The following is a 22,812-nucleotide window of genomic DNA, read 5'->3' as shown; positions in this document are numbered from 1 at the left end:
ACTCATGCCACCATGCCGTCGGCCACGCGCAGCGCGTTGGCGGCGATTGTCAGGCTGGGGTTCACCCCCATCGAAGTGGGCATGAAAGAGGCATCCGCCACCCACAGATTGCGCATGCCGTGGACCCGGCAGTCCCGGTCCACAACGCTGGTCGCGGGATCGCGCCCCATGCGCAAGGTGCCGCAGGGGTGCCCGAAATTGAGCTCCGGCTGGTGCGTCAGAAACGCCATGCGCTGCCCCTTGTGGCTGGTGCGGATCAGGCGCCGGAACTGCTGGCGGCGGCGGTGCAGTTCGGGCGTGAAGCGATAGTCGATGACGATGTCGTCGGGGCGTTCGGGATCGCGGTGCACGCGGTTTTCCGCATAGGGCATGTCCTCCATCAGCCCGACGAAGACTTTCGCCTGCCCCAGCGCGCGCGCCGTGATCGCGGCGGGAATGCGGACGAGCTGGTCGGCGCCGGGCACCCGGCGCAAGGCGGACCGGGCGAGCCGCTGGCGCAGATAATGCAGGATCTCCCCCTCTCCGGCGTTGAGGCCCATGGCCTGGACCATGCCGAAACGCTCCCCCGCCACGAAATAGAGATCGCGATAGCCGACCGACTTGGCCGCTTCGGCATATCGCTCCGCGCGCCGGGGCCAGAGCGCGAACATCTCGTTCAGGTGGAACATCAGGTTGCGCCCCACCTGCCCGGCCCGGTTGCCAAGCCCGTCCGGCCATCGCTCGGCGCGCGAATTGAGCAGCAGGCGGGGGGAAGAAAGCGCCCCAGCCGCCAGAACCACGCGGTCTGCGGAAAAGCGCAGGACCGCGCCTTCGCGCCTTGCCTCGACGATCCGCACCGCGTCGTCGTCGGTATTAAGGGCGGTCACGTCGCAGCGATCGACAAGGGCGGCGCGTCCCGTGGCCAGCGCGGGTTCGACCCCGGCGGAGCGCCCGTCCATCTTGCACACGCGCGGGCATTTCCGGCCAAGGCAGTTGCCGCAGCCCTCCCCCCCGCGCACGGCGCTGTGAAGCTGGTAGGGATGCAGGCCCGCATGGCGCATCCGGTCCATGATCCGCACATCGCCTGCCGCGATGGCGGGCCCGGCCCGCAGCGCCGGGCTGGGATGGCTGGCCAGCGGATCGGCCTCCCCCGAGACCGAGAAAAGCGTCTGCGCCTGATCGTACCACGGCAGCATCTCTGCAAAGCTGACCGGCCAGCCCTGCGTCGGGTGCGGCCGTTCCGCACTGTGGTCCAGATCATGCGGTTCGGGCCGTTCCAGCGTCGCCGCATAGAACACCGAAGACCCGCCCACCCCGGCGCCGATCGGCGGATGGAAGGAGTGTTCCGCGCCGCCCGGCGTGTCGCCCATCCGCACGCGGATCGGATCGGGCCAGGCGCCGCGGGTCAGCCGCGCCACCGGATCGGAAATTTCCGCGCCGGACAGCGCGTTCTCCTCGCGCCGATGGCCGGCGCGCCCCTTTTCCAGGAACAGGACCGAGAGCCCGCGCTCCGCCAGCCGCCTGCCCACCGTGCCGCCGCCCACGCCGGTGCCGATGACGATGACGTCCCAGTGCCGCTGGACAAGATCGTCGATCATGTGCGCTTCCCCGCCCGATCGCCCGAAAGGAACGGCAGGAACAGGTCCCGCAATGCCACCGCGCCGGCGTACGTCATGTGGTTGTTGTCGAAATAGAGCGAGACGCCCCGCTGCATCCCGCTGCACTGCGCGGCGCAGAGGCGCGGCCAGGGATCGATCAGGCGCACGCTGCCCGCCGCCACCAGTGGATCGATGGCATCTTCGGCCAGACGCTGGCGGGCCAGCGCATCGGGCAGCGACACCGTGGCAAGCCGGCGCGCCTGTTCGGCGGTGAGCCGCCCATGCGCCATCTCCCGCGCGACGATGGGGCTGCTGTAGAACGGCAGCTCGGGAACCTGCCGCAGCAGGAAAACCTGATAGCCGTCGCGCGCCAGTTCGCCGATGGTCATGCGCAGCGCCGCCCCGAACAGCGCCCCCTGCCCCTCACCCCCGCCCCGGCCCTGAGGCAGGCCGGAACCGTCGACGGGCGAGAGCCGGATCACGTTGTTGGCATCGCGCCCCACGCCGATCCCGTCGGCGTAATAGCTCCAGCGGCCCACCAGCAGCAGCCGCTTTACCGAAGGGAAATGCCGCAAGGCATCGCGAATGCGCAGATTGTCGGTCAGGCAGGCGCGGTCTTCGTCGGGCGTTGCGGCGCTTTCCTGCTTGGCGATGCCGAACAGCGGCGGACATCCCGCATGCCAGATGATCACGCCGGGGCTTTTCGCCTCGCGCGCGGCCAGCGCCAGCCCATCCATCTGCGCGCGCAAGTGGCTGTCTCCCCAGATCAGCACTTGCGGCGGCCCCTCGGGCCCGATGGCGCACGTGGTGATGCCCGCCAGCGGCCCCTCGGCCGCCTGGCTGCAGCGGCTGGTATCCTGCAGGAACCCGCTCGACGCCGTGATGTGCACCCGCGTATCGGGGTTGAACCGGTCGGTCAGGCCGTTGCCGCTCCAGATCACGAAGCCAAGCGCCACGGCCAACCCGCCCGCCAGCGCCATTCCGCCCAGCAGCTTCACCGGGCGGGGATGCGGCCCGCGCCGGAACGGTTGCTCGACGAAACGCCAGCTGAGCACCGAGAGGGCGAAGACCAGCGCCAGCCACGCCGCGCTTTCGCCGGGCGATCGATAGCCGTCGCGCCAATAGCGGGACAGGATCAGCACCGGCCAGTGCCAGAGATAGAGCGAATAGGAAATCACCCCGATGAACGCCATCGCCGGGTTGGCCAGCACTGCGGCGACCCGGTTGCGGCTCTCACCCGCCGTTCCGACAAGCAGAGCGCAAGTTCCCACCACTGGAAGCAGGGCCTGCCACCCCGGAAAACCGGCGCTGCGAACCACTGCGATCGAAACCAGCACCAATGCCAGCCCCGCCCCGGACAGCGAAAGAGCCAGCGCCGGGGTGAGGCGCGCGCGCAGCTTCAGCCCCGGATGCCGCAGCGCCAAGGCCACCAGCACGCCCGACAAAAGCTCCCACGCGCGGTAGGGAAAGAGATAGAACGTGGCCGTGGGATGCGCCGGCGTCAGCAGCACGCAAGCGGCCAGCGACAGGGCCCACAGCAGGCCGACGCAGACGGTGATCGCACTGCCGTTCCGGCGCAGCGAGGCCACCAGCATCAGACACAGCGGCAGAAACACATAGAACTGCTCCTCCACGGAGAGCGACCATGTGTGCAGCAGCACGCGGTTCTCCGCGCCGATGTCGAAGTACCCCGCCTCGCGATAGAACAGCACGTTGGAGGCCCAGACGCTCGACGCGATCAGTTCCTTTCCGAAATTGCGGTATTCGAAAGGCAACAGCACGAACCAGCCGACGATCCAGCAGCAGAAGGCCATTGCGAAGAAGGCGGGCGCCAACCGGCGAATGCGGCGCATGTAGAAGGCGACCAGGTCGATCCTGCCGCTCTGCGCCAGTTCGTCCACCAGCAGGCCGCCGATCAGATAGCCGGAGATCACGAAGAACACATCGACGCCGACGAACCCGCCCCGAAGGCCCGGCACGGAAAAGTGGAAAAGCACCACGGCCAGCACGGCGATCGCGCGCATCCCGTCGATTTCCCGGCGATAGGCAAGATGCCGCCCGCTCGCCGCCGCGCCGTCCCTGCCCGGACGCGCCGCACGCCACACGGATCCGGGAGCGGTACTGGAAACCTCGGGACAGACGGCTTGGCCCATGGACGGCATCACTCACGTTCGCGGCGGCTGCGAGCCACTGGCTCCCGCGAACTATACCGGCAGGCGGTTCGCCAACGTCATTTCTAAAACTGCCGTGTCGTTTTTCCGGATATACCGAATTGCCCTTTGATTTCGGACCGACACGCGGGCGTGGCTGAACTTGGTCGCGGGCGCTGGAACGCCCCTCCCGCAGCGGGAGAGGTTGGGGATGGATTGTAGCACTCTCCGCAATGGCAGCGCGTCCGGAAGGGCAGGTTTTGGTGCGCCGGAAGCGCCGTCTTTATGACCGGAATGTCGGGGGAAGCGGACGTCAGTCGGCCGACACAAGCGCGCGCAGCGTATTCTGATAATCGTCAAACACTGATTGCTTACGCTTACGAAGTGAGCGGTAGAAAAGACCGATGCCTAGGAAGATCAGAGTCTGCGGCAACGTCATGCCTGTTGTTATTGCGACACCAGTCCAATCCAACATGCCCCGAGCTAGCGCCCAGACACCGAGGACAAGACCAGCTATGGGCATCGATCCGGCAAGGAAAAACCAAACCTGTTCAATGGTTCGTGAGGGCTTCCCGGGGATTTTCAATATTCGCCTCATATTTTGCCGTTGCCCTCGGTCTGTATTCCAGCTTCGAATATGTCCGCAATGTCGGCGTGTCCGGAAAGGCAAGTTTCAGATTAAAAACCTGAAAATCTGCCATTCCGCTTTGTCGGGGACAGCGGCCCCAAGGAGCAGGTCAGGCCCAAGGGGGGCGGCGACAAACTGGGCTTCCTTGTTGAGAATTGTTGTCCCGGCGGAAAAATTGCAAGGCACGGAGATTTATACCGAGATTATGCGCTTGCATAATGATTAATGATTAATAGAGCAATGAAAATAGAGCACGTTATGTATGTCGCCAAATACACAACAAAACTCACTCCATCTTCGTATTTAGATATAAATCTATTTCTGACGAAAATTTTCCCGCTCTTCACTGCATGCAAACTCAAGGAGAGGAAAATGGCGCCTATGAGCCCAAAAAATAACAATATTTCCTCCCTAAATTTTCGGCATGTGTTTTGGCTCAGCCACGGAAAGAGCCGATCAGAAGCTCAATTCCAGTGTCCTGAGCAACTTCATGGGCCTGGTCAAACCGAATTCAAAAGTCAGCAACGTTGGCGTGTCCGGAAAGGCAGGTTTCAGATTAAAATCCTGAAAATCTGCCGCTCCCCTTTGCCGAGGAATGCATCCATTGCGCGAATAGAAAAGAGAGGGCAATTCCTTCTCTATGAGAATTCGTTTCGTGCGATCGCTGGATCTATTTCGCGGCCCTTGGGCGATGGGCTTGCTCCTTGTGACAAGCCCTGTTGCACTCACTATCCCATATCTACACTTGGTCGATGGGGCCCCTAAAATCTGGCCGCATACGGACTTTATGGCGCTTCTACTCTTCATTGCGATGGGGCTTTCCGGCATCTGGCTATTACCAATCTCGGCATTGGTTCGCGCCATTTTAACCTTGCCGTACATCGCGTTCGTCACAGCGGGCTGCGTTATTTGCACCATCGGTTTTCGCGGGCCGTTTTAGGAAATAGTTTGAACATTCGTCCGCAATGTCGGCGTATCCGGCACGGCCGCAATTCGCTGTAAAGCCAAGAGAGCGGACACTTTCAACCGGCGTAAGCTGGGATCGGTCTCGCAATCGCGTGAGGCCGATGGCGATCCCAGCTTTCGCTGGGATGACGAGGGACTGACACACGCAGAGACGTGGAGGCGCAAAGGTGTTGCGTAGCACCGCAGGTCATTTGCCCCCTTCAACCTGGCGGAAGTCGCAAGGTCAAAGGGGAGAGCGGCGTTGCCGGCTCTATTTCGAGTTCCTGTCCAGCGTCTGCCGGGCAGCCTCAGCCAGTTTGCAGTCCTTCCCGGTCATCCGGCATTGCTGCTCAAGCGCGTCCACGATCTTCTGTTGCTCTTGCAGAACATAGGCATCGTGCCGGATATCCGGAGACCACATGTTTCTTGCCGGCGATTGGGAATGGGGCGGACGCAGACGGTCGCTGCCTGCAGGGCCGGGCGGAGACACTTGAGCCGGGCGGGGAATTGCTAACCCGATCGCAATACCGGCGATCAGGAATGCCGCCGCGATGGCCACTGTTCCGCTGCGGGGGAAGCGCATCATAGGCAGTTTTCAGTCCTGTCCGTGTCACCAGCGATCGGCGAGCACCCATCATTATGGCGAAACGACACGGTCTGCGATGCGAATGTTGCCTCCGAAAGATATGCGCCCGATAGGCAGCGCGTCGAACGGCCCGCTACCGGATCGGATAAGTCGCCAGCTTCACGTGCAGCACTTGCGGGGCGGCGGTGAAGTTGAGGCCCCAGTCCACCTGATCGCCGTTCCATACGCGCTGGAACTGCCACTTGCCTGCGGCGTCGTAAGTGCCCTCCTCCACACGGTCCAGGATCAGGTTGGCGGCTTTGGGGTCCGCGAGCGCGAATTCCACGCGGGCGAAGTAGCCGGTAACGAGGTATTCGTCCGGGCCGATCTCGGCGATGGCGACGCCGCCCGTGGGTTTGGCATTGCCCTTGGGGTCGGTGGGGCCGAAGTCTCCGTTGCCGAAATTGGCGGTGGCGACGTACTTGCCCAGCGGGATCACCTGCTTGTGGCCATCGGCGGGGTCTTCGGGTTCGGACGCGCCCCAGACTTTGCCTTCGAAGGCCAGCTTTGCCCAGAGGCGCGCCATCGGTGCGAACAGGGCGTAGTTGGCCGCGAAAGGCGCAATCGCCTCGTCATCCAGCTTCGACGCCAGCGGCAGGCTGGGGCGATAGCGCAGCGGGTCGATACCGAAGGGCGACCAGCCGATCGCGCCGCCGCCCAGCGCCGCGAAGAAGTGGCGCGCATATTCGGGGGCGTGGCCGGTCTCGGGCACGAACAGCGGATTGTCGGTGCGGCGATAGGCGTCGAGGAAGCCGAGATAGGCCTTGTGCTTCGGGTTGTAGATGTCCGGCGCCACCAGATCGAGGTGCGGGGCGGCGGCCTTGTAGACGTCGATCACGGTATTGGCCGGGCCGCCGCTGGCGTACGTGTTCGGATCCTGCCAGGTGAACGGGTCGTTCGGCAGTGCGGCGTTGACGTACATCGGCAGCGGCTTCACCGCCTTGCCCGTCGCCGCCACCTTGTCGATGTAGCTGGCGACCTGCCAGGCGTGGAAATAGAGTTCGGCATCGCGGCCGAACAGCGCGGTCCAGTTGCCGGCGGGTTTGCCAAGGCGCTTGCGCAAGGCTTCGGGCACGGGCGCGGCGAAGGCGGCATTGGCTTCGGGCGAATGATCGCGGGCGAGGCCGTAGGAGCCGGCCTCGTTCTCCACCTGCATCATGATGACGGTGTTCTGCCGGTCCACCTCTGCCAGATGCGTCATCAGCGCGGCAAAGGCCTTGCTGTCCGCCGCCAGCGTCGCCTTGCCGAAGGGGGAGAGGGCGTAATGCAGGGTGCCGTCCGCACGGCGCATGCGCGGGAAGCGGGCGTTGTCCAGCTTCACCCAGCGCGGGGCATATTGCGGGTTGGTGTTCTTCCAGGTGCCGAACCACAGCAGCACCAGCCGCACATTTTGCGCGCGGGCCTGTTCGAGAAGCTGGTCGACGAACGTGAAATCGAAGCGGCCTTCCTCGGGCTCGATCTGCTCCCAGCCGATCGGCACTTCCACGGTGTTGACGTGCATCGCCGCCATCATCGGCCAGACTTTGGGCAGCGTCGCCGGCCATGCGCTGGAGTTGTTGATCTGAGCACCCAGCATCAGGAAGGGAGCGCTATCAACGATCAGCGCATGACGGCCATCGCGGGTGACGATATGGGGCACCTCGTCGGATGCGGCCCATGCCGAAAACGGGGCAACGGCAAGCGCGGCGCAGAGGGCCGCGCCAAAGGTCGTGGCGGTCTTCCAGGTGCCTCTCATGTCGCGTTAGGTTCCTTTAGGGTACGTCTAGGTTCAGGCCACACCGCGACCTTCGATCTTCACCACCGGCACCGTGCCCAGTCCTTGAGGCAGGTCGATTTCCATCGCCTCCGCCCCCTGCCGGAACGGCAGCGCGCCGCTGCCGAGCAGCGTGGCTTTTGCCACATGTCCCTTGCCCGCCTGCGCCATCGCGCGTCGGCCCAGCGCCTTCACGGAGAGCGGCTTCTGCGGCGCTGCCAGCGCGAACAGGTAGAGCGCACCGTCCTTGACGGTGAAGCGCACGTCGCCCTCGACGAAGCCCTTGAATCCGCCCTCGTTCTGCATCCCGACCGAGAGCACTGTCGGCCCCTCGCCATAGGTATGCCAGGGGCGCGATCCGAACACGGCCTGCCCGTTCACCGCCATCCAGCGGGCGAGGTCGTCGAGGATCTTCTCCTCCTCGCTATCGATGGTGCCGTCACCGCGCTGAGGGATCGAGAGCAGCAGGTTGCCGTTCTTCGAGATCACATCGGCCAGCCGCTGCAGCACGCCCTGCGCGCCGACATAGCTCTTCTGCGTGAAACGATCGCGGTTGTAGAACCAGTCGCCGATGCAGGTGTCGGTCTGCCAGGGCTCGTCCCAGAGATGGTCGGTAAAGCCGCGCTCCACGTCCTGCACCAGCCCGAAGCGGGCGTAGGATTTCAGCTGCTTGGCGGTGAGCACCACGTCGATCTTGCCATGCCATTCGATCGAGCGGTTGTAGTAGTCCGCCGCCGCCGCCAGGCCGTACTGCCCGAACGGCAGCTCGTAGTTGTCGAAATAGCAGAAATCCGGGCGATACTTGGCCACGAGGTCCATCTGGCGCAGCAGCCACTGGCGCGCGAACGTCTCGTCCCCCGGCGGCGCGGTTTCGATCCACTGGCCGTCGTTCTTGTCGTGCCATTCGTTCATCGCCTCGATGGAATCGATGCCGTCAGGGGCGACCATGTGCGGGCCGGTATAGAGTTCCTGCGGGTCCAGCCCATCCCACCACTTGCCCGCGCCATCGGCCTTGGTGAGGCGGTAGGCGTCGTAGCGCTCGCCCTTGCGCGGGCCTTCGGGATCGTAGGCATAGGCCGGCTGATACCAGTGCCAGGCGTGCGAGATATGGTTGGAAACGCCGAACTTCAGCCCCGCCGCGCGCGCGGCTTTCTCCCAAGTGCCGACGATATCGCGGCCCGGCCCCACGCGCTGCGAGTTCCAGGCGTGGTGCGAACTGTCGAAGCAATCGAGATTGTCATGATGGCAGGCGAGCGAGACGAAGTACTTCGCGCCCGCCTTCACATAGCGCTGCATCAGCGCTTCCGGATCCCAGGCTTCCGCCTTCCAGCGGTTCTGGATCTCCATCATGCCGGTATCGGCCGGGTGGCCGTAAGTCTTCAGGTGATGTTCGTACATCGGATGCCCCTGCATGTAGAGGAAGCGTCCGTACCAATCGCCCTGCTCGGGCACCGCCTGCGGGCCCCAGTGCGACCAGATGCCGAACTTGGCATCGCGGAACCAGTCGGGATAGCGATAGTGCTCGACCAGCGAGGCCCAGCTGGCCTGCACCGGGCCCGCAGCCGCGCCGGTCGAGGCGGCAGCGGCGGCAAGCGGCCGCGCCGAGGCCCCTGCGGCAAGCGCGCCCGCCAGAAAGCGGCGACGATCCGGCCTCAGCCCCTTCACGGGTTGCACCTGCTGCGAAGGATTGCGCCGACCATCGTGTAAAACCCTCTCCTGATCCCGTTGAAATCTTGCCTGGCCGTTGTTTGGAAAATGCCCGGATGGGCATTTTCGGCGCGGTACCGGCCCACTCCCCCGCCCGACCACCCATCAGGGTACGCTCGTGGGTGGTCGGGTGGGGGCGTGGGCCGGTGCCGCAAAATTCGCCTTCAGCGAATTTTCAAACAAACCCTCAGCGCTTGGGGCGCTTCACTTGCAGCGCCTTGCCGGTCCAGCGCACTTCGCTGTCGAAGCTGTTCTGGTCGGTGACGGCAGTGCCGGGCACGATCCACTTGATCCGCACGGTGCGGGCCTGCGGCATGCCGGCATAGCCCTTGCCCTCACGCGCGCCGATGGAGACGGTGCCGGTGGCATCGTCATAACGCACGGGCATGCGTTCCCACGCGCCGGTGCGGTATTGTTCCGAGCGGCCATCGTCGTTGTAGACCGAGAAGGAACCGTCCGCGCCAGTGTAGACGACCAGCGTGATCGGGGCATCCGGCTTCTCGTCGGTGTACTGCATGACCGGGCCCATCGGCACGATCGAGCCGGCCCGCACGAACAGCGGCATACGTTCAGCCGGGGCCGAAACCGTGGCGCTGGTGCCGCCCTGATAGGCCTTGCCGCTGGCGAAGTCGTACCAGGTCAAGCCCGCATCGCCGGGGAAATAGACCTCCCGCTCGCGCGCCTTGTAGGTCGTGACCGGGGCGACCAGGAAGGCCTTGCCGAACAGGAACTGGTCGTTCGCCTTGCGCGCCTTCGCATCGTTCGGGAAGTCCATGACGAGGCCGCGCATGATCGAACCGTCGTTCTGGTACGTGTCCGCGCCCAGCGTGTAGATGTAGGGCATCAGGCGGTAACGCAGTTCGTCATACCACACCATCGAGGCGCGCATGGGCGAACCTTCGGGCGAGATTTCGTAGATCTCGCGCCAGGGCTGCTCGCCATGGCTGCGGAACAGCGGGCTGAACGCGCCGAACTGGAACCAGCGCAAGTTCAGTTCGCGCCACTCGTCGAGGTCCTCCGCCTTGGGCTTTTCAGCGGCAAAGCGCGGTTCGACCGAGAAACCGCCGATGTCATGCGTCCAGTTGGGCAAGCCCGACAGCGCGGTGTTCACGCCGGCAGAGATCTGCGCGTGCAGATCGTACCAGCGCGTCGCCACGTCGCCCGACCACACCGCCGCGCCATAGCGCTGGAGGCCGCCGAAGCCCGAACGGGTCAGCAGGAACGGGCGCACGTCCGGCTTGAAGGCGCGCCAGCCGTCGAAGAACGACCGCGCATTCATCAGCGGGTAGGAGTTGAAGAACTCCGTGGCCGGCCCCATCGCCGTCGGGCCCATGGTGTCGATGCGCTTTTCGATCGACAGGTTCGAATGCATGTCGGGCTCGCTGGCGTCCGCCCACCAGGCGTCGAAGCCGAACTTGGCGATGCGGTCTTCCACCTGGCGCCAGAAGATCTGGCGGCCCTTGGCTGAATAGGGGTCATAGAAGGTGTTGGCAAAGCCCGGGCCGACCCAGTCCTTGTTCCCCTGGCGCAGATTGCCGTGATAGATCGCGCCGGCCGCATCCAGTTCCTTGAACGTGTCGGTGGTCGGATAGAACTTCGGCCAGACGGAGATCATGATGTTGGCATGATCGCCGTGAACCGTGCTGACCATCGCTTCCGGATCGGGGAAGCGGCTGGGATCGAACTTGTGGCTGCCCCAGGAATCGTCGGTCCAGTAGCGCCAGTCGAGCACGATATTGTCCAGCGGGTACTGGCGCTTGCGGTATTCCTGCACAACGCCGGTCAGTTCCTTCGCGGTGTCATAGCGCTGGCGGGACTGCCAGAAGCCGTAGACCCACTTGGGCATCATTTCCGACTTGCCGGTCAGCTGGCGATAGCCCGCCACCGCGCCGTCCATGTCGCCACCGGCGCCTTTGTTGTCGCCTCCGGCGATGAACCAGTAATCCTTGTTGCGCGCGACTTCGCTGGTGAACCACACCGAATGGCGGTCCGCCTCAGGCAGCGGATCGTTGTGGAGCAGCGCCATGTAGCCGGCGTTCGGATCCCATTCGATGCGGATGTGCGCGGGCTTGCCCGCCGTCATCGGCACTTCGAAATTGGCGTACCAGGGGTTCCAGTTCTGACGCCAGCGATCCAGCTTCAGCTCACCGTCGACATAGACCTTGTAATAGCTGGAGCCGTAGAGTTCGAACTTGTGCGTGCCGGTCTTGTCGGGCTGGAGATCGCCTTCCCACACCACCTTCTGCGTCTGCACGGCATTGCCGGCAGTGTTCTGGCCCTGCTCCGACGCGACGGTCTTGGCCTTGGCCGCTTCCGGCCACTTCGCCTGATCGTCGAGGTACTGGTAGTCGATCGTCGTTTCCTGGCGTTCCACCGCCAGCTTGTCGTCAAGGTAATAGCGCGCGGTGAAGCCCGGCTTGCCGCCGCTCGTCACCTTCATGCCCGTCTTGTCACCAACCAGCGTGTAGGGCGCCGGGTTGCCGAAGCGGGTGATGCTCTCGTTATCCCAGAGCAGGCCGTAGCCCTTGCTGGAGACGACGAAAGGAATGCCGATGTCCATGTTGTGCTGGGCGAGCTGCACGTCCTCGCCATTGTAGTCCATCACCGCCTGCTGGTGCTGGCCAAGGCCGTAGAGCCCTTCGCTGGTGCCGCGGTTGAACTGCTGCGAAACGGTGACGTAGGGGGTGCCGTCCGCCTTAGTCTGGGTGAAGACGGTGGAGGCCGCCTCGCCCAGCAGTTCCTTGCCCGCCGCGTCCAGGAAACGCACCTGCCCGCTGGCAAGGTCGATGTCGGCGGTCGCCTTGGCCGCCTTGACCTGCACGTGGCCGGCGGTCTGGCTGACCGTGTACTTGCCTGCCGACGGCGGGTTGGGCGCCATCAAGCTGGCGCTGGCAGCCGGGGCCTGAAGGCCGCGCGGATGGGCGACGACGTGGAAGATGCCGTCGCCGTGCAGCGTCACTTCGACGCGGTCCGAAGGGCCGCTCTGCGGCGTAACCGCCACGCCGCCGGGCACGTTCTCCACGCCGCCGTCAGCGGCCAGCGCCACGGCCGGCATCAGCGCAATGGCGGAGCCCGCCAGCAGGGTTGCTATCGTGAATTGCTTCATGTCGTGATCCTCTGCCGCTTCAGGCAATTACTTGGAAGAATAGAAACCGGTGGTGATCTTCAGCACCTGCGGCCGGTCGATCAGGTTGATGCCGTAGTCGGTCTGGTCGCCGTTCCAGAAGCGCGTGGTCACCCACTTGCCGTCCTTGAAAGTGCCTTCCTCCACGGCGACGATCACGCCATTGCTCTCCCCCTTCGCGGGCGAGAAATTGACGCGGACGTGATCGCCCATGACGAGGTATTCGGTGTCCGAAAGCTGGGCCACGGCCACGCCGCCCACCGGCTGATCGGCCCAGGGCGCGGGCTTGGTGGGGATCCAGGTCCAGTCCTTCTGGCCGAACTGCCACTGGCCCCAGTCGGCCGAAATCTTCCACTTGCCCATCACGGTTTCGCGCACCGCGCCGTCGTCCGGCTTGGCGGCGCCCCAGGTGGGACGGTCATAGGCGATCTTCGCCCAGTCGCTGGCGATCGGCGCCAAGGTGCCATAGGGCAATGCGAAAGCGGCCAGCGTCTCCTTGTCCAGCGCGGTCGCGCCGAGCGGGTAGTTGAAGTAGCCGGTGTCATCCATGCCGAAGGGCGCAAAACCGATGCCCCCGCGCCCGATGGTGGCCCAGAAGAAGCGCGCGAATTCCTTCGCATTGCCGATTTCCGGCACCATCAGCGCATTGTCCGGGCGGGCGTACTTATCAAGGTACTGGACGGCGTTGGCGCTGTTGCGGTCGTAGATATCGGGCGCGGCGAAGTCGATCGCCGGGGCGCCCGCCTTCCAGATGTCCAGCACGTCCCACTGCGGGCCGCCGCTGGCGACGCCGGTGGGATCGGGCACGTTGGACGGCCCAGCGAGCGAGGCGTTGACGTACATCGGCAACGGCTTCACCGCCTTGCCCGCCTCTGCCAGAGCATTGACGAACTGGGCGACGTACCAGGTGTTGAACGCGCGCGGGGCCTGCTTGCCGAACGCGGCGTCCCACGAACCGGACTTGCCGGTCTTCTTCGCCAGCGCGGCCGGGATCGGCTTGGCGAAGAGCGCGTTCGCCTCTGCCGAGAAATCGCGCGGCACGCGGTAGGATCCGGTCTCGTTCTCCGGCTGGACCATGATCACGGTGTTCTGCCGGTCATGATCGCGCAGGTATTCCATCACCTTCACGAAGGCGCGGCGGTCCGCCGCCATCGTGTTCTGCGACAGCGGCGTCAGCACGTAGTGGTCCGAGCCATCGGGCGCCTTCATCCGGGGAAAGCGCTTGTTGTCCAGCTTCACCCACGACGGCGTGTAACTGGGGCTGGTGTTCTTCCAGGTGCCGAACCACAGCAGCACCACCCGCTTGTCATGCGCGCGGGCGGCGTCGAGCAGGTTCTGCAGGTAGGTGAAATCGAACTTGCCTTCGACCGGCTCCACCTGTTCCCAGGCGATCGGGATTTCCAGCGTATTGGCGTGCATCGCATCGAGCACCGGCCAGACCGCATCGAGCATCGCGGGATAGTTGCTGGAATTGTTCGCCTGCGCGCCCAGCATCAGGAACGGCTTGCCATCGACGATCAGCGCGTGGCGGCCGTTCCGGCTTTCAAGGCGCGGCACTTGCGTTGCGGCATCCTGCGCCTGAACCGGCGCGGCCACGCCGATGGCGGCCGCGAGCATGAGCGATGCGATGAAGTCTTTGCTTTTCATTCTGTCCCCTTCCCGGGCTTCTGGGCCTGCCGTGCCTGCGGATCGCCATAGACGATGCCCCGGCCGTCGGTACCGATGTAGATGCGCCCGAACTGGCGCGGGTCGCCGGAAATCACGCGGATGCGCAGGCCCCACTGGTGGCCCTCGTCATTGATCCGCTGCCATGTCGCGCCGCCGTCGATGGAGCGCCACACCGCGCGCAATCCGCCCACGGTGCCCAGCGCATAGAGCGCGGCGCTATCGCGGCCGGGCGCGGCCTTGCCAAGCCCGTAGCGCTCGATGGCGATGGCCTGTCCGGTGCGCTGCCAGCTGTTCCCGAAGTCGGTCGAACGATAGAGCGCACCGCCCAGATTGAGCCACAAGGCCCCGGCGCGGTTCGGATCGGCCAGGATCGGCGCGGGTGCTTCTCGATTGGCGCTCTGTGCGGCGGAAAGGTCTGCCGGCAGGCCCTTGCCCGCGAGCGCGTGGAACCGGGCGCCGCCATCGTCGCTGCGCACCACGCGGTTGTTCGCGAAGTCGATGGCGTAGAAGCGCTTAGCGTCCTGCTTGTCGGACGTGACGCGGGTGCGGCTGGGCAGGCCGCTCACCGCCTGCCATGTCGCGCCGCGATTCCGAGACATGCGGGGCTGGTCGGTCTCGACAAGGAACGTCGCGCCATCGGCCGAGACGGTGATCGCCGCATTGCCCGTTTCTTCGGGCAGCGGCGTGCCATCGGCATGCGGCGTGCCCTTGGGCACGTGCAGAGGGCTCCACGTCGCGCCGCCATCGGCCGACCACGCCAGCGAGGTATCGGGCACCACGCGGGCATGAGTATTGCCGCTGCGCACCATCACCAGCGGGGCGCGGCCGCCGTAATCGAGCGTGTTGGTGTTCGACAGGAACGGGTTGATATGCTGGTGCGCGGGCGAGACGGTGAAGTCGTCATGGCGGAAGCCGCCGATGTCGCCGAAGCCCGAAACCAGATGCGCGCCGCCGGTGGGGCTGACGAGCGTAATGATGGCGGTCTGCTCGATCCCCTGCGTCCACGGCGCCCACTGCATGGTGCCCGGCTTCTGCAGTTCCTCGGTCGCATAGACCGTCGCGCCGGTTACATAGGCCGCGTGGTTCGCGTCGAAGGGATCGATGGCAAGACCGGCGATCCAGTGGCCGAAATTCGCCTTGCCGCCGAAATCGAGGAAGGGCGTTGCCGAAACGTCGCGCACCGAACGCTGCCACAGCTCGTCCCAATGCGCGCCGCCGTCATGGCTGAGCCACACCGTATCGACCGGCTTGCCCCGGTCCACCGTGCTGACCGCGATGGTCTGCGGATCGCTCGCGGCCACGGCAACGCCCATGTAGCCGCCGATGGGCGCCTGCGCGCCCTTGATCGGCGTGACATCGCGCCATGCCCCGCCCGCCGGATCGAAGCGCCAGACGGCGCCGCGCGTGATGCCGTTGGGGCCGATGCCGTCGCAGTAAGTGATCGTCAGCACGCCGTCGCCGCCGATCACGGCCTTGACCGGCAGCATGTCGGCCGCGGGGCCGCCAGCAACCGCGTTCCATGTCTTGCCGCCGTCGTCGGAGCGGAACAGGTGCCGCTCGCCCGGATCGGCGCTGCCCACGAAGACGCGGCCGCGCAGTTTGGCGTCGAAGACCACGAACGACAGCCCGCCATGCGTCTCGCGCCGGTTGGTCGGCAGGCCCAAACCGGCGAGCGGGAAGGCATCCAGCTTGCGCCAGTTCGCGCCCGCATCGTCGCTGGCCCAGAGGCCCTGATGGCGCGATCCGAACAGCAGCCGGTCATGCGCGAAAGGATCGATGGCCAGCCGCTCGCCCAGCCCGCGTCCGTTCTCGTTGCCGCCCATCGCGAAAGGCACGCGCGTCTCGCGCCAGGTCTTGCCGTAGTCTGCAGAACGGAAGATCGCGGCCGGGGCGGACCAGCTCATGCCGGCGGCAAGGTAGACCGTACCGGCATCGACCGGATCGGCGGCAATGCTCTCGATCCCCATGAAGCTGCCTTCGGATACACGATCCTGCAGCGGCACCCACTGCTTCGCGGCGGCATCCCAGCGATAGGCCCCGCCCATGTCGCTGCGCAGCCAGACCAGACCGCGCTCGACCGGGCTGAAAACCACGCCGGGGGTGAAACCGCCTCCACCCACGCGCACGCCGCGCCAGTCGTAAGCCACATCACCCGCTCGCGAAGAATCGATTCCAGCGGGCGAAACGGCATCCGCAAACACCGGCGCAGCGCCTGCAGCAAAACCTGCCGCAATCGCTCCCGTCGCGATCGCTGTGAGCGCAACTAATGGCGCTCTTCTTGCCCCGCTGATGCCCACGGCCTCCCCTCTTTCCTCTCGCTTCCAAACCAGCGGATCACGGGTTCCGTGACCCGTCTTGACGTTGCGCTGCGGCTCGTAGATAACGCTAACACACCTGGAGAGGAATAGCGGTGACAAAAAATAGTTCGGTCGCGGATCGCGGCCTGCCCCATGACTGGCGTGAGGGTATTTTCCTGGGGCGCATCGAGACCGCGGAAGGTCCTACTCCCATTCTGATTCGCGGCGGTCAGGTTTTCGATATGGCCCGCATCGCCCCCACCACCGCAGGGCTGATCGCCGCCGACGTGCGCAGCGGCGGGGAACTGCTGGGCGGTATCGAGGTGCTGGAATCCGCGCAGCTGCTCAGCCCGGTCGACCTCCAGTGCGTGAAGGCCTGCGGCGTGACCTTCGCCGTCTCCGCGCTGGAACGCGTGATCGAGGAACGGGCGCGCGGCGATCACACCGTCGCGGCCGAAATCCGCAGCAAGATCGAGGCCGTCCTGGGCGGTTCGGTCCGCTCCACCGTGCCCGGTTCGCCCGAGGCGGACGCCCTGAAGCAGACGCTGATCGACGAAGGCATGTGGTCGCAGTACCTTGAAGTGGCCATCGGCCCCGATGCCGAAGTCTTCACCAAGTGCCCCGTGCTCGCCACCGTCGGCCATGAGGCGCCGGTGGGCGTGCGATCGGATTCGGGCTGGAACAACCCCGAACCCGAAGTGGTGCTGATCGCCGGCCCGGACGGCAAGGCCGTGGGCGCCACGCTGGGCAACGACGTCAACTTGCGCGATTTCGAAGGCCGTTCGGCGCTGCTGCTGGGCAAGGCGAAGGACAACAACGCCTCCTGCTCGCTCGGCCCGTTCATCCGCCTGTTCGACGACGGTTTCACCATGGAAGACGTACGCACGGCGGACGTGGCCATGACCATCGTGGGTGAGGACGGCTACGTCCTCGAAGGCCACAGCACGATGCGCGAAATCAGCCGCGATCCCGAGGACCTGCTGCGCCAGACCATGAGCGAGCACCAGTATCCGGACGGTTTCGCGCTGTTCTGCGGCACGCTTTTCGCGCCCACGCAGGACCGTGACGAGCCCGGCCGCGGCTTCACCCACAAAGTGGGCGACACGGTCACCATTTCCAGCGCGCGCCTCGGCACGCTGGTCAACCCCGTCACCACTTCGGCCGCTGCGCCGGCGTGGACTTTCGGGATCGGCCAACTCTTCTCCAATCTGGCGCGCCGCGGCCTGCTGGCGGCATGACGGGCAATAACAAAACCATGCTCACACAGACTTCTTCGGGCGGCCTGACCGCCATCTATCCCGAACTTCAGGACCGCCGCGTGATCATCACCGGCGGCGCCACCGGCATCGGCGCCGGCCTTGTCGAAGGCTTCGTTGCGCAAGGCGCGCAAGTCGTCTTCGTCGATATCCAGGATGCCGAAGGTGAGGCGCTGGCCGCCCGCCTGACCGCAGGCGCACGCCACGCGCCGGTCTATCGCCATCTCGACCTTGTCGATATCGACAGCGTCAGTCAGACGATCCGCGCCATCGTTAGCGACATGGGCGGCATCGACGTGCTGGTGAACAACGCCGCCAACGACGATCGCCACCAGATCGCCGACGTCACGCCGGCGTTCTGGGAAGAGCGCATGAACGTGAACTTGCGCCACCTGTTCTTCGCCGCACAGGCCGTGGCGCCGACGATGCGCGAGGCGGGCGGCGGTGTGATCGTCAACTTCGGTTCGATCTCCTGGCACCTCGCCCTGCCCGATCTGGTGCTCTACCAGACCACCAAGGCGGCGATTTCCGGCCTGACGCGCAGCCTTGCCCGCGATCTGGGCGGCGACAACATCCGCGTGAACACCATCGTTCCCGGCAATGTGAAAACCCCGCGCCAGGAAAAGTGGTACACGCCCGAGGGCGAGGCCGAGATCATGGCCGCGCAGTGCCTGCCCGGCCGCATCGTGCCGCAGGACGTGGCGGCGCTGGTGCTGTTCCTCAGCTCCGACGGTGCGCGCATGTGCACCGGGCACGACTATTTCGTCGACGCCGGGTGGCGCTGAGCCATGCAGGCTGAGCACCTCCTCTCGGTCGGCGCCGAACTGGGCGAAGGCCCGGTGTGGATCGAGGGCGCCCTGTGGTTCGTGGACATCAAGCGGAACACCGTGTTCCGCTTCGATCCGGCGACGCGCGACCTTGCCAGCTGGCCCGCGCCCGAGCATGTCGGGTGGGTGCTGCCTTCCTCGGAAGGCGGCCTGATAGCGGGCCTCAAGAGCGGCCCGCACCGTTTCCTGCCCGAAACCGGCGCGTTCGAACGGATCGCCCATATTCAGGCAGACCTGCCCGACAACCGCCTGAACGACGCGGCCATCGATGCCGAAGGCCGCATCTGGTTCGGCACGATGGACAACCTTGAGGAAAGCGAGACCGGCAAGGTCTTCGTGCTCGACAAGGGTGCGGTTCGCGAGGCGGGGCTCGATCCGGTGACGATCACCAACGGCCCGGCCATCTCGCCTTGCGGATCGCTGGTCTACCATGTCGACACGCTGGCCCGGAAGGTCATCCGCCACGCCGTCTCGGCCGATGGCACGCCCGATGCAGGCGAGATATTCCTCGACTTCAACAGCGAAGACCGTGCCGACTGGGGCTATCCGGACGGAGCGATCTGCGATGCCGAAGGCGGCGTTTGGCTGGGCTTCTATGCCGGCAGCGCGGCGCGGCGTTTCGCGCCCGATGGCAGCCTGACCGACGAAGTACGCTTCCCGGTTTCCAACGTCACCAAGATCGCACTGGGCGGGGAGGACGGGCGCACCGCCTTCGCCACCACCGCGCGTCAGGGGCTGTCGGAAGAACAGCTTGCAAACCAGCCGCTTGCGGGCGATCTGTTCACTTTCCGCACGGCGATAGCCGCCGCACCGCCACGCACCGCAAACACCTGAAGACACACCGGGCCCGGCCAGACAGAAAGATCAGGCCGGCCCGCCGGGAAAGGATATCCTGATGGACAGGATCGATATCAACAAGCGCCTCATCGCGCTGGTCGTTGCCGTGGCGACCATCGGCGGCTTCATGTTCGGCTATGACTCCGGCGTCATCAACGGCACGCAGAAGGGCCTTGAGGCCGCCTTCGCGCTGGGCCGTCTGGGCATCGGCGTCAACGTGGGCGCCATTCTCGTCGGCTCCTCGATCGGCGCCTTTATCGCCGGCCGCCTGTCGGACCTGATCGGCCGGCGCGGCACGATGATGCTGGCGGCGGTCCTGTTCCTGATTTCCGCGCTGCTGGCGGGCGCCGCCGGGTCTTCGGAGATCTTCATCTTCGCGCGCATCATCGGCGGCCTGGGCGTTGGCGCGGCCAGCGTCACCTCGCCGGTCTACATCTCGGAAATGACCCCGGCGAACCTGCGCGGGCGTCTTTCCAGCGTGCAGCAGGTGATGATCATCACCGGCCTGACCGGTGCCTTCGTCGCCAACTTCGTGCTCGCGCGCTGGGCCGGTGGTTCCACCGCCAACCTCTGGCTGGGCTTCCCGGCGTGGCGCTGGATGTTCTGGCTGCAGGCCATTCCCGCCGCGATCTACCTGATCGCCCTGCTCTCGATCCCGGAAAGCCCGCGCTACCTCGTCGCGCGCGGCCGCAAGGATGAAGCGCATGCCGTGCTCACCCGCCTGTTCGGCAGCGGTGAAGCCACGCGCAAGGTGGCGGAAATCAACGCCTCGCTCGCGGCCGACCATCACCGCCCGCGTCTGTCCGACCTGATCGACAAGACCACCGGCAAGATCCGCCCGATCATGTGGGTGGGCATCGGCATCGCCGTGTTCCAGCAGCTGGTCGGCATCAACGTCGTCTTTTACTACGGCGCGACGCTGTGGCAGGCGGTGGGCTTCACCGAAGACAACGCGCTGCAGATCAACATCCTGTCCGGCGCGCTGTCGATCGGCGCCTGCCTTGCCGCCATCGCGCTGATCGACAAGATCGGCCGCAAGCCGCTGCTGCTGATCGGTTCGGCGGGCATGGCGGTGACGCTGGGCCTTGTCGCCTGGGCCTTCTCCACCGCCGTTGCCGGCGCGGACGGCGCGCTCACGCTGCCCGGTCATTCGGGCCTGATCGCGCTGATTTCGGCCAATGCCTATGTCGTGTTCTTCAACATGAGCTGGGGTCCGGTCATGTGGGTCATGCTGGGCGAGATGTTCCCCAACCAGATCCGCGGCTCCGCGCTGGCCGTTGCCGGTTTCGCGCAGTGGATCGCCAATGCCGCGATCTCGGTAAGCTTCCCCAGCATGTCCGAACGTCCCGGCCTTGCGGTGACTTATGTGCTCTATGCGCTGGCCGCTGCCGTCTCGTTCTTCTTCGTGCGCGCGACCGTGACCGAAACGCGCGGGCGTGAGCTTGAGGACATGCAGGGATGAGCCAGAGCGGGATGATCCTTGCCGCGGGCGACTGGCGCCTGGCCCTCGATCCGCATCGCGGTGGCATGGTCCGGGCGCTGACCCGGCGCGGCGCGGACATCCTGCGGCCGATGCCGGAAGGCGCAGATGCCCCTTTCGACAGTGCCTGCTTCCCGCTCGCCCCCTATGCCAACCGCATCGCGGGCGGGCGCTTCACGTGGGACGGCAAGGCCCATGCGCTGGCGCCGAACGCACCGGGGCAGAAGCACCCGCTGCATGGCACGGCATGGCTGGGCGACTGGTCGGTTGAGGCGCAGGAGGCGAATTCCGCCACCCTGATCCACCACCATGCCGCCGGTTCCGACTGGGACTGGGCTTTCACGCTGCGTCAGCATTTCCGGCTCGGCGCTGACGGCCTTGAAGCGCGACTGGAACTGACCAACACCGATACCACCGCGATGCCTGCGGGCCTTGGCTTCCACCCCTGGTTCACGCGCGAAGGCGTGACCGGCGTGGCCTTTACCGCCAAGGCCGTATGGCTGGCCGATGCCGACATGTTGCCCACCGTGCGCGCCACCGCCGACACGCTGGGCGACTGGAGCCGGGGTGCGGGGCTGGAACGCCCCGATCTTGTCGATCATTGCTATGCCGGATGGGCCGGCCAGTTACGCATTCAGCGCGAAGACGGCGACGTACTAGTCGAAGGGGACGACACGCCGTTCCTGCACTTCTACGTGCCGCCGGGGCAGGATTTCTTCTGCGCCGAGCCGCAGAGCACGATGCCCGATGCGGTCAATCGCGACGCACCCGCCCCGCTCGCACCGGGCGAAACGCTCACCGTAACGATGCGCATCCGCAGCGCCTGACGGCGCGCGCTCAGTTCCCGTTCGGAACCGGCGGGCGCCCCACCGGGCGGCGACGCGGCGCGGCGTCGGACTGGCGGCGCACCAGCTTGTACTCGATCTCGATCCGCTGATCGCCGATCTCGTTCTGCCGCTTGTTGCGCAGCATCGTGACCAGCAGTTCGACCGCGCGGCGGCTCATCTCGACGATGGGCTGCTGGATCGTTGTCAGTTCCGGCCAGATCGTCGTCGCCAGTGCCACGTCGTCGAACCCGCAGACGGTCAGGTCGCCGGGAACGTCCAGCCCGCGCCGGTGGGCGATGGCGACAGTGGCGGCGGCCATGTCGTCGTTACTGGCGAAGATCGCCGAGGGCTGATCCTCCAGCGACAACAATTCCTCCGCCGCATCCAGGCCGGAGCGATAGGTGAAGTAGCCCTGCGCCACCAGTGCATCGTCGAAGGCGATGCCGGCTTCGTCCAGCGCCTCCCGGTACCCTTCCAGGCGTGCGCCGCTGGCCGAGAGATCGGGATGGCCGGCGATGAAGCCGATGCGGCGATGCCCCAGATCGATCAGATGCGCCGTCATCTCGCGCGCGGCACTCCGGTCGTCGATCATGATCGTGGCGATGCCCTCATGGGGCTTGGCGGTCGTCACCGCGACCGTCGGCATCTGCGCCTGCCGCAGCACCGACAGCACTTCCACCGCCTCGTTCAGCGGCGGCGGCAGGATCACGCCGTGGATACCGCCCGCCACCATCCGCTCGGCAGCAAGGGCGAGATCTTCCCCGTCCTCCATTTTCTGGACGATCAGCTGGACGTCAGACCGCCCGGCTTCCTCAAGGCTGCCGACGATGAACGCGCTGAGGAACGCTTCGGACGGGTTCGAATAGAGCAGGCCCAGCCGCAGCTGCGATGCCCCGGCCAGACTGCGCGCGGCGCGGTTCGGCGCGTAATTCAGCTGCGCGATGGCGGCATTCACCGCATCGCGCGTGGCCTGCCGCACTTTGGGCTCGGAATTGATGACGCGCGATACGGTCATCATCGATACGCCCGCCAGCGCGGCCACATCGGCGATCGTCGGGGCCCCGGTCTGCCGGGATTTCGCGCTGCGGCGTTTGCGCTCACTGTCGGACAT

14 protein-coding genes are annotated in these 22,812 nt (G+C 65.7%); 5 read left to right on the top strand and 9 right to left on the bottom strand.

Translation table 11 applies throughout. The features are described from left to right. Positions 1-2: 2 nt before the first annotated feature. The 8 genes from ACZ1JV_RS01855 to ACZ1JV_RS01820 all read right to left on the bottom strand — a co-directional run bounded on the left by ACZ1JV_RS01855 (position 3) and on the right by ACZ1JV_RS01820 (position 16,324). Complete coding sequence (locus ACZ1JV_RS01855) at positions 3-1,577, bottom strand: GMC oxidoreductase (protein ID WP_465149371.1); 1,575 nt, start codon at positions 1,575-1,577, stop codon at positions 3-5. Then, positions 1,574-3,730 carry an acyltransferase family protein gene (locus ACZ1JV_RS01850; protein ID WP_465149370.1) on the bottom strand — a complete coding sequence of 719 codons (2,157 nt, stop codon included), beginning with the start codon at positions 3,728-3,730 and terminating at the stop codon, positions 1,574-1,576. Before ACZ1JV_RS01850 ends, ACZ1JV_RS01855 begins: the two co-directional genes overlap by 4 nt. A 1,841-nt stretch (positions 3,731-5,571) precedes the next feature. Continuing rightward, positions 5,572-5,886: a hypothetical protein gene (locus ACZ1JV_RS01845; RefSeq protein ID WP_465149369.1), complete on the bottom strand. Its 315-nt coding sequence runs from the start codon at positions 5,884-5,886 to the stop codon at positions 5,572-5,574. Positions 5,887-6,019: 133 nt separating this feature from the next. Further along, entirely contained in the window at positions 6,020-7,660 is a 1,641-nt protein-coding gene (locus ACZ1JV_RS01840) for a DUF5597 domain-containing protein (protein ID WP_465149368.1), read from the bottom strand. A gap of 33 nt (positions 7,661-7,693) precedes the next feature. Continuing rightward, on the bottom strand, positions 7,694-9,343 hold the full coding sequence (locus ACZ1JV_RS01835) for an alpha-L-fucosidase (protein ID WP_465149367.1): 1,650 nt from the start codon (positions 9,341-9,343) through the stop codon (positions 7,694-7,696). A 229-nt stretch (positions 9,344-9,572) separates the two neighbouring features. Then, positions 9,573-12,491, bottom strand: coding sequence for a glycoside hydrolase family 31 protein (locus ACZ1JV_RS01830; protein WP_465149366.1), 2,919 nt, complete (start codon positions 12,489-12,491; stop codon positions 9,573-9,575). Between the two features lie 27 nt (positions 12,492-12,518). Then, on the bottom strand, positions 12,519-14,156 hold the full coding sequence (locus ACZ1JV_RS01825; protein WP_465149365.1) for a DUF5597 domain-containing protein: 1,638 nt from the start codon (positions 14,154-14,156) through the stop codon (positions 12,519-12,521). Further along, on the bottom strand, positions 14,153-16,324 hold the full coding sequence (locus ACZ1JV_RS01820; protein WP_465149364.1) for a WD40/YVTN/BNR-like repeat-containing protein: 2,172 nt from the start codon (positions 16,322-16,324) through the stop codon (positions 14,153-14,155). The genes ACZ1JV_RS01825 and ACZ1JV_RS01820 overlap by 4 nt, the downstream gene beginning before the upstream one ends. 263 nt (positions 16,325-16,587) lie before the next feature. On the opposite strand from ACZ1JV_RS01820, the gene ACZ1JV_RS01815 reads away from it, so the two are divergent. The 5 genes from ACZ1JV_RS01815 (at position 16,588) to ACZ1JV_RS01795 (ending at position 21,701) form a co-directional block, all read left to right on the top strand. Then, positions 16,588-17,712 (top strand): fumarylacetoacetate hydrolase family protein, encoded by a 1,125-nt coding sequence (locus ACZ1JV_RS01815; RefSeq protein WP_465149363.1) that lies wholly within the window; start codon positions 16,588-16,590, stop codon positions 17,710-17,712. Between the two features lie 17 nt (positions 17,713-17,729). Further along, a complete protein-coding gene (locus ACZ1JV_RS01810) occupies positions 17,730-18,515 on the top strand; it encodes an SDR family NAD(P)-dependent oxidoreductase (RefSeq protein WP_465149362.1) in 786 nt (261 codons plus the stop codon). Positions 18,516-18,518: 3 nt separating this feature from the next. After that, a complete protein-coding gene (locus ACZ1JV_RS01805) occupies positions 18,519-19,391 on the top strand; it encodes an SMP-30/gluconolactonase/LRE family protein (RefSeq protein WP_465149361.1) in 873 nt (290 codons plus the stop codon). A gap of 61 nt (positions 19,392-19,452) precedes the next feature. Next, complete coding sequence (locus tag ACZ1JV_RS01800) at positions 19,453-20,856, top strand: sugar porter family MFS transporter (protein WP_465149360.1); 1,404 nt, start codon at positions 19,453-19,455, stop codon at positions 20,854-20,856. Continuing rightward, entirely contained in the window at positions 20,853-21,701 is an 849-nt protein-coding gene (locus ACZ1JV_RS01795; protein WP_465149359.1) for an aldose 1-epimerase, read from the top strand. The genes ACZ1JV_RS01800 and ACZ1JV_RS01795 overlap by 4 nt, the downstream gene beginning before the upstream one ends. A gap of 10 nt (positions 21,702-21,711) precedes the next feature. Here the strand turns inward: ACZ1JV_RS01795 and ACZ1JV_RS01790 are convergent, their stop codons facing one another. After that, a complete protein-coding gene (locus tag ACZ1JV_RS01790) occupies positions 21,712-22,812 on the bottom strand; it encodes a LacI family DNA-binding transcriptional regulator (protein WP_465149358.1) in 1,101 nt (366 codons plus the stop codon).

Source organism: Novosphingobium sp. BL-S-19, assembly GCF_055521675.1.
This window is presented reverse-complemented; position numbering and strand designations above follow the sequence as displayed.

Excerpts from the sequence above, each read along its gene's own strand:
- ACZ1JV_RS01855 (WP_465149371.1), bottom strand. The coding sequence starts at position 1,577 with ATGATCGACGATCTTGTCCAGCGGCACTGGGACGTCATCGTCATCGGC.
- ACZ1JV_RS01850 (WP_465149370.1), bottom strand. The coding sequence starts at position 3,730 with ATGGGCCAAGCCGTCTGTCCCGAGGTTTCCAGTACCGCTCCCGGATCC.
- ACZ1JV_RS01845 (WP_465149369.1), bottom strand. The coding sequence starts at position 5,886 with ATGATGCGCTTCCCCCGCAGCGGAACAGTGGCCATCGCGGCGGCATTC.
- ACZ1JV_RS01840 (WP_465149368.1), bottom strand. The coding sequence starts at position 7,660 with ATGAGAGGCACCTGGAAGACCGCCACGACCTTTGGCGCGGCCCTCTGC.
- ACZ1JV_RS01830 (WP_465149366.1), bottom strand. The coding sequence starts at position 12,491 with ATGAAGCAATTCACGATAGCAACCCTGCTGGCGGGCTCCGCCATTGCG.
- ACZ1JV_RS01825 (WP_465149365.1), bottom strand. The coding sequence starts at position 14,156 with ATGAAAAGCAAAGACTTCATCGCATCGCTCATGCTCGCGGCCGCCATC.
- ACZ1JV_RS01810 (WP_465149362.1), top strand. The coding sequence starts at position 17,730 with ATGCTCACACAGACTTCTTCGGGCGGCCTGACCGCCATCTATCCCGAA.
- ACZ1JV_RS01805 (WP_465149361.1), top strand. The coding sequence starts at position 18,519 with ATGCAGGCTGAGCACCTCCTCTCGGTCGGCGCCGAACTGGGCGAAGGC.
- ACZ1JV_RS01800 (WP_465149360.1), top strand. The coding sequence starts at position 19,453 with ATGGACAGGATCGATATCAACAAGCGCCTCATCGCGCTGGTCGTTGCC.
- ACZ1JV_RS01795 (WP_465149359.1), top strand. The coding sequence starts at position 20,853 with ATGAGCCAGAGCGGGATGATCCTTGCCGCGGGCGACTGGCGCCTGGCC.
- ACZ1JV_RS01790 (WP_465149358.1), bottom strand. The coding sequence starts at position 22,812 with ATGTCCGACAGTGAGCGCAAACGCCGCAGCGCGAAATCCCGGCAGACC.